Origin of the sequence: Undibacterium sp. Rencai35W (genome assembly GCF_049340185.1) — a bacterium.
In the GTDB taxonomy this organism is placed as follows: Bacteria; Pseudomonadota; Gammaproteobacteria; order Burkholderiales; family Burkholderiaceae_D; genus Undibacterium.
This window is the reverse complement of the sequence record NZ_JBMPPC010000002.1, coordinates 562875-579068: the sequence shown is the minus strand read 5'-3', so window position 1 is coordinate 579068 and position 16194 is coordinate 562875. Positions and strand designations below refer to the sequence as shown.

Here is a 16194-nt window from a genome sequence, read left to right as displayed (position 1 = left end):
AAAAAGGTAATCACTATGAGCAACACCACCCACTTCGGTTATACCACCGTAGAAGAAGATCAAAAAGTTCACAAAGTTGCAGAAGTTTTTCACTCGGTAGCCGCCAAATATGACGTTATGAACGATCTGATGTCGGCTGGGTTACACCGGGTCTGGAAGATCTTCACTATCGCTCAGGCAGGTGTACGCCCTGGCTTTAAGGTGCTCGATATTGCGGGCGGAACGGGCGATCTGGCAAAAGAGTTCGTGAAACAGGCTGGCAAGACCGGCGAAGTCTGGCATACCGATATCAATGAATCGATGTTGCGCGTCGGGCGTGACCGCCTCTTGAATAAAGGTCTGATTACCCCCACCTTACTGTGCGACGCAGAAAAATTGCCCTTCCCGGATAATTATTTTGATCGTGTCAGCGTGGCGTTCGGTTTGCGCAATATGACTCACAAGGATCAGGCTCTGGCAGAAATGCGGCGTGTACTGAAGCCGGGTGGCAAACTGCTGGTGCTGGAATTCTCGAAAGTACCGGACGTATTGCAAAAGCCTTACGATGTGTATTCGTTTAAGGTATTGCCATGGCTGGGGCAAAAGATTGCCAATGATGCGGACAGTTATCGTTATCTGGCCGAGTCAATACGCATGCATCCCGATCAGGAAGCCTTGAAAGGGATGATGCAAGATGCTGGTTTGGATCGTGTTGAGTATTTCAATTTAACGGCAGGTGTGGCCGCTCTCCACACCGGAATTAAACTCTAGGAGTTGCAGGTATGAACAAGATTTTTAATAAAGCCATTGTATCCATCATGCTGGTTGCCGGTGCACTGGCAATGACCGTATCCGATGCTGATGCTAAGCGCCTCGGCGGTGGCGGCTCGATTGGTCGTCAATCGAATAATGTGTCGCGTCAGGCGACACCTCCGGCAAATAGCCCGAACAGTAATTTTAATCAGGCGAAGCCTGCGGCACCGGCAGCTGCGCCTGCTGCGGTGACGCCACCGAAACCTGCTAGCCCTTGGAAAGGAATCGTCGGTGGCTTGATTGGCGGTGCTTTGCTGGGCGCTATGTTCTCTCACTTCGGTCTGGGTGGCGCATTGGGCGGTGCTTTAGGCTCTATCCTGACGATTGCTTTGCTGGCGTTTGCCGTACTGTTCATCGTCCGCTTATTCCGTCGCAATACAGCAGGTAATGGTGCAACTCCATCGGCGTTTTCACAGCCGTCGTACGCGGGCATGCCATCGGGCACACCAGAAATCGGTTCACGTATTGAACCAGCGACTTCATCTTCATCATCATTTAATGCAGCTCCGGCAGCTCCGGCAGCGCCTGCTGCGCCTTGGGGTGTTCCTGCTGATTTCGACGTGCCAGCGTTTTTACGTAATTCAAAAACTTACTTTATTCGCCTGCAAGCCGCATGGGATAAGGCAGATATCAATGATATCCGCGAATTTACGACGCCAGAAATGTATGCCGAAATCAAGCTGCAAATTCAGGAGCGCGGTGCCAGTGCGAACGTGACGGATGTTGTGTCTATCGATGCGGATTTGCTTGGACTGGAAACAGTCGGTAACGATCATCTGGCGAGCGTGCGCTTCAGCGGCATGATCAAAGAAGCTGCCAATGCACCGGCAGAAGCCTTCAACGAAGTCTGGAATTTGTCAAAACCGGTAAATGGTCAGGGTGGTTGGGTCTTGGCAGGTATCCAGCAGGTGTAATAAACGTACAACTGCTTTGATTAATCTCAGGTATGTCATCTGAGATAAAATGTTAAACTGAAAACCGCCCATCACCCCATGGGCGGTTTTTTTATATGACCATGACACCAATTCTCCCCATTGTTCTTTTTATTAATCATTTGTTGGCTCAGGAAAGCTGGGCTAAACATAAGTTAATACCGCATGCGGGCAAAATCGCCTGTATCGATTTGCAAGCCTTTAGTATTCGACTCAAAGTAAGGCCGGACGGCTTGGTAGAAGAGGCCGGAACAGTCGAGCCTGCCAGCGATGATGGTACTAGTCCGATTGGTAAAGACACGGCGAATGTCACCATCCGTATTCAGCTGAGTGATTTACCTTTGATTGCACAAAATCGCGAACGGGCTTTTTCCTATGTGAAGATCGAAGGCGATGCCGACTTTGCCAACACCATTTCGCATGTAAGCCAAAATCTGCGCTGGGAAGCAGAGGAAGACCTGAGTAAGATGTTTGGTGACGTGGCGGCGGTCCGTATGGTTGCCGGTGCACATAGTCTGGTGCAGACCGTCAAAGATACTCATCAAAAAATACAAGAAAACCTGGCGGAATATTTTTTAGAAGAAAATCCTATGCTGGTGCGCCCCGCAGCTGTGAGCGCGATGGGATCCGAGATTAACAAATTACGTGATGATGCAGAACGTCTCATCAAGCGCTTAGAGAAACTGGAAAGGTCGCGTTGATGTTGTTGAAATTTTTGCGTCTGATAAAAATCATCCGTATTGCAGTTCGCTATGGTATCGACGAAATAGCGATCTCCGGCCTGTCTGTGCCACGCACAACCAAATTTTTGGAAGCCTTATTATTCTGGCGTGATTTGTCTGCGCCGCGCGGTGAACGTTTGCGTAAGGCTTTAGAAGATTTGGGGCCGATTTTTGTAAAATTTGGCCAGGTACTGTCGACGCGTCGCGATCTGATGCCGCCTGATATCGCTGACGAACTAGCCAAATTGCAGGACAAAGTTCCCTCATTTGATCCGGATCTGGCGATTGCCCAGATTACTAAATCACTCGGCGCACCGCCAGATCAATTATTCGCGAGTTTTGAACGTATTCCGGTTGCGTCGGCATCGATTGCTCAGGTCCACTTTGCGGTCTTGAAAGATGGTCGTGAGGTGGCAGTCAAAGTTCTCCGTCCGGGAATGAAAGAGACGATAGACAAAGACGTGGCGCTGATGCAGATTGCTGCCGGATGGCTGGAGACTTTGTGGGCTGATGGCAAGCGCCTGAAACCACGTGAGGTAGTTGCCGAGTTTGACAAATATTTGCACGATGAACTCGATCTGATGCGCGAGGCGGCCAATGGTAGCCAGTTGCGTCGCAACTTTGCTGATTCTGATTTGCTGCTGGTACCTGAAATGTTTTGGGATTATTGCTCCTCGTCGGTGATTGTGATGGAGCGTATGAAAGGCATCCCTGTTTCACAAATCGACAAACTCCAGGAGGCCGGTGTCGATATGGCGAAACTGTCGCGTGATGGCGTGACGATTTTTTTCACACAGGTATTTCGTGATGGATTTTTTCATGCGGATATGCATCCGGGGAATATTCTGGTCTCGACAGAACCCGCGACTTTTGGCAGATATATCGCTCTCGATTTTGGGATCGTCGGTACGCTCAATGATTTTGATAAAGATTATCTGTCGCAAAATTTTTTGGCATTTTTCCGTCGTGATTACAAGCGTGTAGCGGAAGCGCATATCGAGTCAGGATGGGCACCTAAGGATACGCGTATTGACGAGCTAGAGGCTGCCGTACGAGCGTGCTGTGAACCGATCTTTGATCGTCCTTTAAAAGATATTTCTTTCGGTCAGGTGTTATTGCGCTTATTCCAGACCTCGCGTCGCTTCAATGTCGAGGTGCAACCGCAATTAGTCTTGCTTCAAAAAACCTTGTTGAATATTGAGGGTCTGGGGCGCCAGCTTGATCCTGACCTTGATCTCTGGAAAACCGCTAAGCCGTATCTGGAACGCTGGATGAGTGACCAGGTCGGGTGGCGCGGTTTACTGGATAAACTGAAAGCAGAAGCACCACGTTATAGCCATATCTTTCCGCAGTTACCCCGCCTCGCTCATCAGGCACTGAGCAGAGCTGCCGCTCCTTCCGAAAATAATGAGATGCTGGCGGCCTTACTGACTGAGCAACGCAGTACGAATAAATTACTGCGCACGATTATTTACTTCGGTGGCGGCATGATTGCCGGTGTTCTGTTAGCGCAGTTCGCTTTATATTTTCTATAGCGATTAACATGCCAGACTTTGTTAGCAAAGATCCGACCAGTAACCAGTTTTGGGACGAACGTTTTGATCGTGCTTTTACTCCCTGGGATAAAGGTGATGTGCCGCAGGATGTTAAAAATTTTATTCAACGCGCATCTGTGCCGTTGACAACCTTGATTCCCGGTTGCGGCAATGCGTATGAGCTGGCTTTTTTTGCACAAAACGGTTGGGATGTAACGGCGATTGATTTCTCTCCTGCCGCCGTCAAGAGCGCCAAAGCCGTCGTTGGCGAGTGGAGTGATCGTGTGCTGGAAGCTGATTTTTTTGCTTTCGTACCCACAAAACCACTTGAGCTGATTTATGAGCGCGCTTTTTTTTGCGCCCTGCCACCTGGATTACGCAATAACATCGTCGCTCGCTGGGCGGAGCTATTACCTTCCGGTGCTTTGCTTGCAGGGTTCTTCTTTTTCGATGATGCTATTAATGCTTCACCCAAGGGGCCACCGTTTAGTATCCGCCGCGATGACTTGCAAAACCTGATGAGCAATGACTTTACATTGCTGGAGGATAGTGATGTCAGCGATTCCATTCCTGTATTTCGGGGAAAAGAACGCTGGCAAGTCTGGCGTAGGCGTTAGCACTGGGCAGTACAGCGGATACGGGCATCTAAACCCTGTATTTAAATTTTGTATTTAAATTTTATGTCTAACTTTATGGCGTCAATCAATCTGTCTTTGTCAGTTTTGAGTTGTTTGTTTTTATGCTTATTGTGCCCGGCGAGTGCTAGCGGGAGTGCAATGGATGCTCAGCCTATGCGGGATGTTCGTACACTCGCCAGCGCCGATATGGCCGGTCGCGCGACAGGTACTAAGGGCAGTGAGCTGGCGCGCAGCTATATCATCGGGCGCATCAATGCTTTGGGTTTGCAAGCTTGCGGTACTGAGTTGATTCATGAGTTCAGTTTTACGAATCGCAATGCTGAGACCATACAAGGTCGCAATATACTCGCTTGCCAACCGGGCTCCCTGAGCGATCACGCGACTGCGCCGTCAATCGTGGTTTCTGCCCATTATGATCACCTCGGCATGCGTGGTGATAAAATTTATTTCGGCGCAGACGATAATGCCTCTGGTGTTGCCGGTGTTCTCGCCATTGCTGAGGCAATGCAAAAAAATCCTCCTCAACATGACCTGATCTATGTGTTTTTTGATGCTGAAGAACAGCAACTGAACGGGTCACGCGCATTCGCTGCCAAGCCGCTGATTGATTTGAAACGGGTCGGTCTGAATATGAATTTCGATATGATTGCCCGCGGCGATAAAGGCGAGATTTATGCCAGCGGGTCTTATCACGTGCCAGTCTTAAAAACTTTGTTGGCGCCGCTAGGCGGCAATAACGGCGTAAAACTGGTATTCGGCCATGACAGGCCAGAGCAAGGACAAGACGATTGGACTAAGCAATCAGATCACTATGCATTTTTTAAAGCTGGGGTGCCATATATTTATTTCGGCGTGGAGGATCACCCTGATTATCATCAGCCAACGGATACTGCCGATAAAATTAAACCCGAATTTTTCCTCGGAGTAATTGATTTGATTGTGAAGGCGAGTCAGACCTTTGATCAAGCCTTGTTAACAATCGATTTTCGACAGAAGAATTGACGTGATATCTTAAGGGGGGCTTGTTATCGTGTTAGGATCACAAGGATTTTCCAGCACTTAAATAATTCCTTTCATGCTATTCGGACGAAAAAAAAATCCATTTTCGAATACGGATGTCTTTCCATTAACCGATACGTTAATGGATTTCGATGACACTTTGCCCGTTGTGCAGAGGAAATCACGTCGCCAGAACGATCCTGTCAAAACACTCGCCAGGCGCACGCATGCGCAAAAATGGCTGATTGCGACGGCGTTGATAGGGCTCTATGTGCTGGGCATTCTGCTGTTCTGGCAACTTGGTGTGGTACAGCAATCCACCGTGATCGTCCTGATCGGCCTGATCGGCCTTTTTCTCTCGCTGTTTTTTGTTATTTTTAAAGCAAAGTGGCATTTGCAGTTTGAAGAAAAACGCTTGAAATTACCTATTGTGTCTTGCGCGATCGCCTCGATGCTGGTCATTTGTTATCTCGATCCTGCTTCACACATATTATTTACCCCGTTTTGTTTCATTGCCATCGCTTACGGCATGTACCGTATCTCGCGCCGCTCGGCTCTGATCATGGCGGCTGTGATTGTGTTTGCGTTTGCTTGCATCGCGGGCATGCATTACCACAACTGGCATAATCCGGCACTGCTGAAACTTGAGATGATGCATTTGCTGACCTTGGCACTGGCGCTGCCAGCGTTCATCTCGCAAACTGGCAAAGTGCAGCTTTTGCATAGGGTGTTGCATCGTGCCAGCAGAAAAATCAAAAATATTCAGGAAGATGCGCAGCGGGATAATCTGCTGGGCTGCTTTAACCGCCGCTATACCGTCGCAGCACTCGAAGAACAAAAACAGCTCGCCGATGAAAACGGTACGCCTTTATGTCTGGCCGTGCTGGATATTGATCACTTTAAAAAAATCAATGATGAACTCGGTCACTTAGGTGGTGATGAGGTCTTGCGTACTTTCTCCCGTCTGGCTCAGGAGCATATTCGTGCCGGAGATATATTTGGCCGCTACGGCGGAGAAGAATTTTTACTGGTTTTTCCTGAAACTTCCTTGCTTCCGGCTCTCAATACTTGCGAGAGGATCCGCTCTCAGGTGGAGTCTCATCATTGGGACAGCGTATCGCAAAGACGTGTGTCGGTATCGATCGGCGTAACCCAGTATATTCCCGGCGAATCGGTTCTCGAACTATTTTCAAGAACCGATACAGCGATGTATATGGCTAAAGAAGGCGGCAGAAATCAGGTGGTAGTTGAGGAACCGGTTCCCGCTGCGGACAAGGCCGTTCCAGAAGAAGAGTAATTTTCTATGCTGGTAAAAATGATGTAGATATCTCAATTGTCTGTGCTACTACCTTCATATTTAATTCGCAATAAATTAGCGTTGAGTGTGCATTCGTCGTACGCGAGTGAATGCTAAGCGTGAACGAAGCTTCTAAAAGTCAACTATCCGGTGCTATCCTCGATTAAGTTGCCGCTATAATGCCCGCAGTAAATCATTGCGGGTTTTTTATTGACTCAATCGCACTAGCACATTCATGAATACACTTCTCTGGTTCGTCATCCTGTATTGGGTTATCTCGGTCGGCATCGGTTTGTATGCCGCGCGGTATGTGAACAACTCTAAAGATTATGCGATTGCAGGCCGCTCTTTGCCTATGTATGTGGTGACCGCCACGGTATTTGCGACCTGGTTCGGCTCCGAGACCGTACTTGGCATCTCATCAACCTTTGTCAAAGAGGGTTTAAAAGGCGTTGTTGCCGATCCCTTCGGTTCTTCTTTATGCCTGATTTTTGTCGGATTATTTTTTGCGCGGCCTTTGTACCGCATGAATTTGCTGACGATTGGTGATTACTATCGCAACAAATTCGGCCGTACGGTGGAGGTGCTGGTCACCTTATGTATCGTGGTCTCTTACCTGGGCTGGGTTGCGGCGCAGATCAAGGCGCTGGGACTTGTTTTTAATGTCGTGTCCGGTGGCGCTATCTCGATGGATGTCGGCATGATGATCGGTGCTGGTAGTGTTTTAATTTATACCTTGATGGGCGGTATGTGGTCGGTCGCGATTACCGACTTTTTGCAGATGATTATCATCGTCATCGGTATGCTGTATATCGGATGGGAAGTATCAGGCATGGTTGGCGGTGCCGGTGCAGTGATCGCCCACGCATCGAATGCCGGCAAGCTGGAATTCTGGCCTGCGCCGACCGCAAAGGAGGCGCTCTGGTTCTTTGCCGCCTGGATTACTATGATGCTAGGGTCGATTCCTCAGCAAGATGTATTTCAGCGCGTCGCCTCGTCAAAGAATGAAAAAATTGCAGGAAATGCCTCCGTGTTAGGGGGTGTCTTGTACTTTTTCTTCGCTTTTATTCCTATGTTTCTGGCCTATTCGGCGACCCTGATTGATCCCAAAATGGTAGAGAGTCTGATCGACAAGGATTCGCAACTCATCCTGCCAACCCTGATTATGACTAAAGTGCCGATGCTGGCTCAGGTCATGTTTTTTGGCGCTTTGTTATCGGCGATCAAGAGCTGTGCCAGTGCAACCCTGCTCGCACCCTCAGTCACGTTTTCAGAAAACATTTTGAAAGCCTTGCTCCCTAAGCAAACTGATAAACAATTCCTGTTCATGATGCGTGCCGTGGTCTTAGTGTTCACCGCAATTGTTACCCTGTTTGCCATGAATACCGGGTCGAGTATTTATAAAATGGTAGAAAACGCCTACAAAGTCACTCTGGTGGCGGCGTTTGTGCCCTTGGCTTTCGGACTGTACTGGAAGCGTGCAACAACGCAGGGCGCTCTGGCATCGATATTATTCGGTCTGGCTTCATGGATCGCTCTGGAGGTATTGAGTCCGGAAGGCTTATGGCCACCGCAGCTAGTCGGCGTGCTGATGAGTATGGCCGGTATGGTCTTTGGTTCTTTGCTGCCGCAGATGGCACGGAAAACCGCAGCGATTTAAGCAATGCCTGGCTTTGTACGCAACATGTCACGGAAAAGCTTTATAATTCAGGGTTTTACACGTTTTTCTGGATAAACAAAGATGCCTATCTATGCCTACCGTTGTGAAGAGTGTGGTTTTGCCAAAGACGTTTTGCAAAAAATGTCGGATGCTCCTCTGAGCGATTGTCCATCTTGTGGCAAATCAAGTTTTAAAAAGCAGGTGACTGCGGCTGGTTTTCAGTTGAAGGGATCGGGTTGGTATGTCACCGATTTCAGAGGCGGTTCGGGCGGAGCGTCTGCACCGGCAGCAAGCCCGGAGAGCGGAAGCAGTGCTGGCGCAGGGGCTAGCGAGCCTGCATCGACGTCGGCCAGCAGCACGGCAACTGATGCCGCTACCACGTCGACGGCGACGCCACCAAGCTCGCCAACGACGCCTTAAAGATGACTATGCGCTGATCTGTGCCAAAGCACTTTTCAGCTGATAACCTTGCCACCGATTTTATTTATCAGACTGCAGAAACCAATGCGTAAATATTTTATTACCGGCTTGCTGATTCTGGTTCCGCTCGCAATCACTCTCTGGGTCTTGCATGCGATTATCAGCACGATGGATCAGTCGCTATTGTTGTTGCCTGTGCAGTGGCGTCCTGAAGCCCTGTTTGGCTTTAAAATTCCGGGTCTGGGAACAATTTTGACCTTGTTGATTATTTTCGTCACGGGTTTGCTGACGCAAAATTTTATCGGCAATTATGTAGTGAAAATCTGGGAAGCCTTGTTGAATCGTATTCCTATTGTGAATTCGATTTATTCGAGCGTAAAGCAAGTTTCTGACACTTTATTTTCCTCATCTGGTAATGCATTTCGTAAGGCGGTACTGGTGCAATATCCGCGTCAGGGTTCGTGGACGATAGGGTTTTTGACCGGTGTGCCTGGCGGTGATGTTGTGCAGCATCTCGACGGCGACTACGTCAGTATTTATGTGCCGACGACGCCAAATCCGACCTCAGGATTTTTCCTGATGGTGCCAAAGGCGGATGCAATTGAGCTGGACATGAGCGTTGATGCTGCATTGAAATATATCGTTTCTATGGGTGTCGTCGCTCCGGAACAAGTCATCACAGAAAAAACAAAATAGTACTCAATAGCAGGTGTTGCAATATCTCTTACTCAATCTCAATCTAAGCTAATTTGAGCTAACTTGAATACTGAGGTAGGTGCAAATGAATAAACAAGCAGTACTTCTATCCATTAATTTTATTTTGAATTTAGACAGGTAAGAAATTATGTCCATGCGTACCCACTACTGCGGCCTCACTACTGAGGAATTACTCGGCCAAACCGTCAGCCTGTGCGGCTGGGTGCATCGTCGGCGCGATCACGGCGGCGTGATTTTCATTGACTTGCGTGACCGTGAAGGTCTGGTACAGGTTGTCTGCGATCCTGATCGTGCTGATGTATTCAAGGCAGCAGAATCGGTACGTAATGAATTCTGCCTGCGTATCACCGGCATCGTGCGTAATCGTCCTGAAGGCACTAGCAACGCGAATCTGAAATCAGGCAAGATTGAAGTACTGGCGCACAACGTTGAGGTACTCAATCCCTCCGTGACGCCACCTTTCCAGCTGGACGACGACAACTTGTCAGAAACCACGCGCCTCACGCACCGTGTACTCGATCTGCGTCGCCCGCAAATGCAGAACAACCTGCGCCTGCGTTACAAAGTCGCGATGGAAGTGCGTAAGTTCCTGGATGCGCATGGCTTCATCGATATCGAAACACCGATGCTGACCAAATCCACGCCAGAAGGCGCACGCGACTATCTGGTGCCTTCCCGTGTGAATGCTGGTAACTTCTTTGCGCTGCCACAGTCTCCGCAGTTGTTTAAACAACTGCTGATGGTGGCTAACTTTGACCGTTATTACCAGATCACTAAATGCTTCCGCGATGAAGATCTGCGTGCTGACCGTCAGCCAGAATTTACCCAAATCGATTGCGAAACCTCGTTCATGAACGAACAGGAAATTCGCGACATGTTCGAAGGTATGATTCGCCTGGTATTCAAAAACACGCTGGACATCGATCTGCCAGATCCGTTCCCGGTGATGGACTTTGCCGAAGCGATGGGCCTGTATGGTTCCGACAAACCAGACATGCGCGTCAAGCTGCAATTCACTGAACTGACAGATGTCATGAAGGATGTGGATTTCAAAGTGTTCTCTGGTGCGGCCAATATGCACAACGGTCGCGTAGTTGGTTTGCGTGTGCCGGGTGGTGCGAACATGCCTCGCTCCGAGATTGACGCTTACACGCAGTTCGTCGCAATCTACGGCGCCAAAGGTCTGGCTTACATCAAGATCAACGACAAGTCACAAGGTCGTGACGGTCTGCAATCCCCTATCGTGAAAAATCTCCACGACGCAGCGCTGGCAGCGATTTTAGAAAAAACCGGTGCACAAGATGGCGATCTGATTTTCTTCGGTGCAGATAAGGCGAAAGTGGTGAATGACGCGATCGGTGCCTTGCGCGTCAAGATCGGTCACAGCGAATTCGGTAAATCAAACGGCTTGTTTGACGACGTCTGGAAACCATTGTGGGTCATCGACTTCCCGATGTTTGAGCATGATGAAGAGAACGATCGCTGGACAGCAACCCATCATCCGTTCACCGCACCAAAAGATGGTCACGAAGATCTGATGGAAACGGATCCGGGCAAATGTATCGCAAAAGCTTACGACATGGTCTTGAACGGTTGGGAGCTCGGTGGTGGTTCTGTCCGTATCCACCGTGCTGATGTCCAGAGCAAAGTGTTCCGTGCATTGAAGATCGATGATGCAGAAGCGCAATTGAAATTTGGTTTCTTGCTGGACGCTCTGCAATACGGTGCGCCACCGCATGGTGGTCTGGCATTTGGTCTGGATCGTATCGTCACGATGATGACCGGTGCAGAGTCGATCCGTGATGTGATCGCTTTCCCGAAAACACAACGTGCACAATGCTTGTTGACTCAGGCACCGTCCGCGGTCGATGAGAAGCAATTGAAAGAATTGCATATTCGCCTGCGTGCCGCAGAGCCAGTCATCAAGGCTTGAATGTAATCAGTTCTCTCTAAAAAACGCGGATAACGAATCCGCGTTTTTTTTCGTCTTTTCATTTGTGACTTGAATTTTGATTTGAATTTTGATTTGAATTTTCATGTGCATCTGATGCGCCTGATTGTCGAGTGCGAACAGGATATGAATTGTTACGGCAGTTACATCTTTGTTGTGTCGCACAATTTAAAATCGTGTAAATTATGGCAATTATTTTTAATGTCCTTAGAGAGTAATTTTATGATGTTCAACAACGCGACTGGCAATAAAAACCTGTGGATTCCACTGATCGTATCGGGCTTCTTGCTTAGCGCTTGTGGCGAAAAGAAAACCGAGCTAGGTGAGGGGAGTACTGTTGTCACCGGTGCCGCAGGCCCTGCCGGTGCGACTGCTGCGAGCAAAAGTTTGGTGAAGTGCGATGCGCCGGTAGCGACTATGGCGCTGGTCGAAAACCCTAATGGTTATACCGTACAGACCCAATATAATCTTCCAGCGTCGCCCGTGCCGCTGATTCGCTTGCTCGCGCAGCAGAGTGGCTGCTTCCGTGTCGTTGATCGCTCAGCCGGATTGAAGGCGGTCATCAAAGAGCAGGAGTTGCAAGATCAGGGCATCATCCGCAAAAATTCTACTGTGTCAAAAGGCAAAGGCTACGAAGCGCAATATTCTTTAACACCGAGTCTGACGTTTTCTGAAAATCATGCAGGTGGTACTGTCGAAGCGATCATGGCAATGATTCCGTTTTTACGTAACTTCACCGGACTCGCTGAGAAGGTCAGTTTTAAAGAAGCTCAGGTCGCATTATTACTGACCGATAATGAGACAACCGAGCAGCTTGCTGCATCAACTGGTTCTGCCAAAACAACGGATCTGGGTCTGGGTGGTTTTAGCTTTGGCGGAGCAGGCGGCGGTCTTGGCGCCGGCTGGAGTAACACCAATGAGGCGAAGGTGATTGTCGCAGCGTTTCTGGATGCGCATAACAAGCTCGTTACGCAAGTCCAGCAATTACAAGCCAAAGATTTGCCGCCACCGGTTCCTGTCAAGTCTGGTAGCAAGCACTAATTCACTCACTAAAACACTAAGGCGTCGTTTACTCCGGGTCAGGACATTGGCTGTCTGCATTTGCGCGTATCATTAGGGATCGACAAATACAGACAAAAAAGTAATGAGTGAATTTAAAATTCCTGTTTCCGTGTTAGTGGTGATTTATACGACAGACCTCGAAGTGCTGTTGATGGAGCGTGCTGACCGGCCAGGGTTCTGGCAGTCCGTCACGGGGTCTAAAGATAGTCTGGATGAGACATTGCGGGAGACCGCCATCCGTGAAGTCATGGAAGAGACCGGGATTGATGCGAATGCATTTAGCCTCAGTGACTGGCAGCTCTCCAATATCTACGAAATTTATCCGGTCTGGCGTCATCGCTATGCACCCGGTGTGACGCAAAATACGGAGCACGTATTTGGTTTGTGTGTGTCGCGACATGTGCCTGTACAGCTCGCTCCACGTGAGCATTTGCAATACAAATGGTTGCCTTATCGTGACGCGGCTGACGCCTGTTTTTCGGCGTCGAATGCTGAGGCAATTTTGCAATTGCCTGCCATGCTGACACCCGTTCATCAATAACTCACCAATTACCCACCAATTATTCATCAATCACCGGAAGCTCCATGAAACTGCGCATTGCCACCTACAATATTCATAAAGGGGTTAGCGCGTTTGGACGGCGTGCCCGCATTCATGCGATCAAAGAAGCGATTGATTTATTGGACGCGGATCTGATTTTTTTGCAGGAAGTCCAAGGACAGCACGACCTTCACGCAATTCGTCATCCGCACTGGCCGGGACAATCGCAGCATGATTTTTTGGCGGGGGATTCGCATCATTCCAGCTATGGTATGAATGCAGTTTATGATCACGGCCATCATGGGAATGCTTTGCTCAGCCGTTATGCGATTGCCGCATCGACCAATCATGATGTATCCGACCATGCGTATGAGCAGCGCGGCATCCTGCATTCTGTCATCAAGGCGCCTGCTGCGGATATTCATTGCTTTGTGATCCATCTGGGATTATTTGCGGCCAGTCGCCGCCGTCAGGTACAGGCATTGATTACGGAGATACAAAATAGCCTGCCACCCGATGCCCCCTTGATTATCGCCGGTGATTTTAATGACTGGCGCAATCATTTGAGTACCAGCCTGTACGAACATCTCGGCGTCAGGGAAGTGTTTGACGATGGACAGCACCGCGCGCTTCACTCATTGCTTCCATTGCGTAAAAATACGATTAAAACTGGCCGGACCTTTCCTGCCGGGTTACCTTGGTTGAGTCTGGATCGCGTTTATGTACGAGGTTTTGCGGTACAGCAGGCGCAGGTGTTGTCGGGTGCGCCATGGAATAAATTATCGGACCATGTGCCTATCGTTGCGACACTGGAGTTTCTTGCCCCTGTGATTTCGGATCATGCGTAAGCTTCAGTTTGTCGCCGGAAATCAGATTCGCTTACTATTTTGCGGCGATGAGTATTTCTCTGCGCTGATCGGTGAAATTGATCGTGCCAGTCAGGAAATTTATCTAGAGACCTACATCTTTGCCCATGACGCGACGGCGCTTCAGGTGCAGCAGGCACTGGTGCGTGCGATCGCCCGTGGCGTTATCGTCCGGGTGATTGTTGACTGGCTGGGGAGTGGTGGAAAACAGTCTGAGCTGCTAGTGGCCAGCATGCTGCAACAAGGCATACAGTGTCGCAACTTTAATCCCTGGTTCAAGCGTGGTCTGGTACGGACTCATCGAAAGATTTGTGTGATTGATCAGCGCTGCGCTTTGGTCGGTGGCTTAAATATTATTGATGATCTGATTGCCGATGATGGGTCCGAGGAGGCACTTCAATTTCCGCGCTGGGATTTTGCGGTACATATTGCGGGGCCGCTGGTGTCGCATATCCATCTGGAGGTATGTGCGCAATGGATGCGGCTTGGGCGCTTGAATTTAAAATCACGCTTTCAGCTCATGCGTCATCTGCGTGAAGATATTCATTCCAGTTCGCATCAGGCGATGCTGGCGAGTTATGTGGTGCGGGATAATCTGCGAAATCGCGCCACAATACAGCGCGCTTATTTACAGGCACTTGGCCTGGCAAGAAAGCGGGCAATTCTTGCTAATCCGTATTTCGCACCAGGTCGTAAGTTACGTACCGCGCTGATTTCGGCTGCCAGTCGCGGTGTGGATGTCACCTTGCTGATTGGAGTCGGTCAGTTCAAGTTGCAGGATGCGGTCACTCATTCTTTTTATCCCAAACTACTGAAACATGGCGTCAAAATTGTCGAGTATCGTAAGACCCAATTGCATGCGAAAGTCGCCGTGATTGATCATGACTGGGCCACGGTGGGATCGAGTAATTTTGATGGGCTCAGTTTATTCCTGAATCAGGAGGCGAATATCGTCATTCGCGATCAGGAATTTGCAGAGCAATTAATCGTACATCTGGAGCAGGGTATTGCAGACGGTGTCACCGTGGTCGCCGAGGATTATGCGAATCATCCCTGGTACAAGCGCGTCTGGTACGGTATTGCCTATCTTATTTACCGCTTCCTGATGCGGGTCGTGACCTTCGGTAGCTATACCTCATGAGATCGTCATGAGATTGTATGGCGTTGACTTTACCTCGGCGCCCAGCAAGCGTAAGGGGATTACGGTTGCGGGTGCGGTGTTGCGTGATCAGACGCTGGTATTGCAATCACTGTCGGTGCTAGATGACTTCGCCGCGTTTGATGCCTGGCTGATGCGGCCTGGTCCCTGGATTGCGGGTTTTGATCTGCCGTTTTCCTTGCCGCGTGAATTGATTGTGCATCTCGGCTGGCCACAGGACTGGCCTGCGCTGATGCAGCAGCTAAACAGCATCTCACGCGCTGGAATGCGCGAGTTGTTTAAGGCATTTTGCGACGCCAGACCTGTTGGCAATAAATTTGCCCATCGCGCTACTGATAAGCCAGCAGGTTCGTCGCCTTCCATGAAGTGGGTGAATCCGCCAGTGGCCTACATGCTGCATGCAGGTGCGCCACGCTTGCTGCGTAGCGGACTGGTTTTGCCCGGCATGCATGGCATTGTCCAGCCCGATTCTAGAATTGCACTGGAGGCCTATCCCGGAATGCTGGCGCGCAGCATCACCTCGGCATCGTATAAGAGCGACGACCGGCGCAAGCAAACGCCGGAACGCCTCGAAGCAAGGCGATCCATCATCGCCGCACTTGAACGCGGCGCTATCCCCTGGGGTATCACTGTGGACTGCGCTGAGTTTCGCCAGTCCCTGCTCGATGATGGTAGCGGGGATTTGCTGGATGCCTTGTTGTGTGCTGTTCTGGCGGCGTGGGGATGGCAGCGACGCGATGAAAATTTTGGCTTGCCTGTCTTCGACGCGCTGGAAGGATGGATCGTTGGTGCAGACGTGAATGCCCCGGATCAAGCGTGATTTGATAGAAGAGTAAATGCTATACTACTATCTAGTATATTTTTATTACCTACGCAGAATAAGCGGATTAGCAGTATTTTTAG

The 16194-nt window shown here is 49.6% G+C and carries 16 protein-coding genes; all 16 read left to right on the top strand.

What is annotated here, in order from left to right; translation table 11 throughout:
* Positions 1-15 precede the first annotated feature (15 nt).
* On the top strand, positions 16-750 hold the full coding sequence (gene ubiE, locus ACO0K3_RS06560; protein WP_422983006.1) for a bifunctional demethylmenaquinone methyltransferase/2-methoxy-6-polyprenyl-1,4-benzoquinol methylase UbiE: 735 nt from the start codon (positions 16-18) through the stop codon (positions 748-750).
* A gap of 11 nt (positions 751-761) precedes the next feature.
* Entirely contained in the window at positions 762-1706 is a 945-nt protein-coding gene (locus tag ACO0K3_RS06555) for a Tim44 domain-containing protein (RefSeq protein WP_422983004.1), read from the top strand.
* A gap of 101 nt (positions 1707-1807) precedes the next feature.
* Complete coding sequence (locus tag ACO0K3_RS06550; RefSeq protein WP_422983188.1) at positions 1808-2425, top strand: ubiquinone biosynthesis accessory factor UbiJ; 618 nt, start codon at positions 1808-1810, stop codon at positions 2423-2425.
* Positions 2425-3981: a ubiquinone biosynthesis regulatory protein kinase UbiB gene (ubiB, locus tag ACO0K3_RS06545; protein ID WP_422983002.1), complete on the top strand. Its 1557-nt coding sequence runs from the start codon at positions 2425-2427 to the stop codon at positions 3979-3981. The genes ACO0K3_RS06550 and ubiB overlap by 1 nt, the downstream gene beginning before the upstream one ends.
* Before the next feature lie 8 nt (positions 3982-3989).
* Complete coding sequence (locus tag ACO0K3_RS06540) at positions 3990-4598, top strand: methyltransferase domain-containing protein (protein ID WP_422983000.1); 609 nt, start codon at positions 3990-3992, stop codon at positions 4596-4598.
* Positions 4599-4757: 159 nt separating this feature from the next.
* Positions 4758-5621 (top strand): M20/M25/M40 family metallo-hydrolase, encoded by an 864-nt coding sequence (locus tag ACO0K3_RS06535; RefSeq protein WP_422982998.1) that lies wholly within the window; start codon positions 4758-4760, stop codon positions 5619-5621.
* A gap of 139 nt (positions 5622-5760) precedes the next feature.
* Positions 5761-6915: a diguanylate cyclase gene (locus tag ACO0K3_RS06530; RefSeq protein ID WP_422982997.1), complete on the top strand. Its 1155-nt coding sequence runs from the start codon at positions 5761-5763 to the stop codon at positions 6913-6915.
* Between the two features lie 235 nt (positions 6916-7150).
* On the top strand, positions 7151-8575 hold the full coding sequence (locus ACO0K3_RS06525) for a sodium:solute symporter family protein (RefSeq protein ID WP_422982995.1): 1425 nt from the start codon (positions 7151-7153) through the stop codon (positions 8573-8575).
* A gap of 81 nt (positions 8576-8656) precedes the next feature.
* Positions 8657-8995: an FmdB family zinc ribbon protein gene (locus ACO0K3_RS06520; protein WP_422982993.1), complete on the top strand. Its 339-nt coding sequence runs from the start codon at positions 8657-8659 to the stop codon at positions 8993-8995.
* 84 nt (positions 8996-9079) lie between these two features.
* Positions 9080-9691 (top strand): DUF502 domain-containing protein, encoded by a 612-nt coding sequence (locus ACO0K3_RS06515; RefSeq protein ID WP_422960577.1) that lies wholly within the window; start codon positions 9080-9082, stop codon positions 9689-9691.
* A 148-nt stretch (positions 9692-9839) separates the two neighbouring features.
* Positions 9840-11645: an aspartate--tRNA ligase gene (gene aspS, locus ACO0K3_RS06510; RefSeq protein WP_422982991.1), complete on the top strand. Its 1806-nt coding sequence runs from the start codon at positions 9840-9842 to the stop codon at positions 11643-11645.
* 243 nt (positions 11646-11888) lie between these two features.
* Complete coding sequence (locus tag ACO0K3_RS06505) at positions 11889-12704, top strand: CsgG/HfaB family protein (protein ID WP_422983186.1); 816 nt, start codon at positions 11889-11891, stop codon at positions 12702-12704.
* A 103-nt stretch (positions 12705-12807) separates the two neighbouring features.
* Positions 12808-13266 (top strand): dihydroneopterin triphosphate diphosphatase, encoded by a 459-nt coding sequence (nudB, locus tag ACO0K3_RS06500; protein WP_422982989.1) that lies wholly within the window; start codon positions 12808-12810, stop codon positions 13264-13266.
* A 44-nt stretch (positions 13267-13310) separates the two neighbouring features.
* The gene (locus tag ACO0K3_RS06495; RefSeq protein WP_422982987.1) at positions 13311-14114 is read left to right on the top strand and encodes an endonuclease/exonuclease/phosphatase family protein; all 804 of its coding nucleotides are present in this window, start codon (positions 13311-13313) and stop codon (positions 14112-14114) included.
* Positions 14107-15273: a cardiolipin synthase ClsB gene (clsB, locus tag ACO0K3_RS06490; protein ID WP_422982985.1), complete on the top strand. Its 1167-nt coding sequence runs from the start codon at positions 14107-14109 to the stop codon at positions 15271-15273. The genes ACO0K3_RS06495 and clsB overlap by 8 nt, the downstream gene beginning before the upstream one ends.
* Positions 15274-15280: 7 nt before the next feature.
* Positions 15281-16111 (top strand): DUF429 domain-containing protein, encoded by an 831-nt coding sequence (locus ACO0K3_RS06485; RefSeq protein ID WP_422982983.1) that lies wholly within the window; start codon positions 15281-15283, stop codon positions 16109-16111.
* Positions 16112-16194: the final 83 nt, after the last annotated feature.

Bases quoted from the DNA above. Each gene is read 5' to 3' on its own strand.
- ubiE (WP_422983006.1), top strand. From the start codon at position 16: ATGAGCAACACCACCCACTTCGGTTATACCACCGTAGAAGAAGATCAA.
- ACO0K3_RS06555 (WP_422983004.1), top strand. From the start codon at position 762: ATGAACAAGATTTTTAATAAAGCCATTGTATCCATCATGCTGGTTGCC.
- ACO0K3_RS06550 (WP_422983188.1), top strand. From the start codon at position 1,808: ATGACACCAATTCTCCCCATTGTTCTTTTTATTAATCATTTGTTGGCT.
- ubiB (WP_422983002.1), top strand. From the start codon at position 2,425: ATGTTGTTGAAATTTTTGCGTCTGATAAAAATCATCCGTATTGCAGTT.
- ACO0K3_RS06540 (WP_422983000.1), top strand. From the start codon at position 3,990: ATGCCAGACTTTGTTAGCAAAGATCCGACCAGTAACCAGTTTTGGGAC.
- ACO0K3_RS06535 (WP_422982998.1), top strand. From the start codon at position 4,758: ATGGATGCTCAGCCTATGCGGGATGTTCGTACACTCGCCAGCGCCGAT.
- ACO0K3_RS06530 (WP_422982997.1), top strand. From the start codon at position 5,761: ATGGATTTCGATGACACTTTGCCCGTTGTGCAGAGGAAATCACGTCGC.
- ACO0K3_RS06525 (WP_422982995.1), top strand. From the start codon at position 7,151: ATGAATACACTTCTCTGGTTCGTCATCCTGTATTGGGTTATCTCGGTC.
- ACO0K3_RS06520 (WP_422982993.1), top strand. From the start codon at position 8,657: ATGCCTATCTATGCCTACCGTTGTGAAGAGTGTGGTTTTGCCAAAGAC.
- ACO0K3_RS06515 (WP_422960577.1), top strand. From the start codon at position 9,080: ATGCGTAAATATTTTATTACCGGCTTGCTGATTCTGGTTCCGCTCGCA.
- aspS (WP_422982991.1), top strand. From the start codon at position 9,840: ATGTCCATGCGTACCCACTACTGCGGCCTCACTACTGAGGAATTACTC.
- ACO0K3_RS06505 (WP_422983186.1), top strand. From the start codon at position 11,889: ATGTTCAACAACGCGACTGGCAATAAAAACCTGTGGATTCCACTGATC.
- nudB (WP_422982989.1), top strand. From the start codon at position 12,808: ATGAGTGAATTTAAAATTCCTGTTTCCGTGTTAGTGGTGATTTATACG.
- ACO0K3_RS06495 (WP_422982987.1), top strand. From the start codon at position 13,311: ATGAAACTGCGCATTGCCACCTACAATATTCATAAAGGGGTTAGCGCG.
- clsB (WP_422982985.1), top strand. From the start codon at position 14,107: ATGCGTAAGCTTCAGTTTGTCGCCGGAAATCAGATTCGCTTACTATTT.
- ACO0K3_RS06485 (WP_422982983.1), top strand. From the start codon at position 15,281: ATGAGATTGTATGGCGTTGACTTTACCTCGGCGCCCAGCAAGCGTAAG.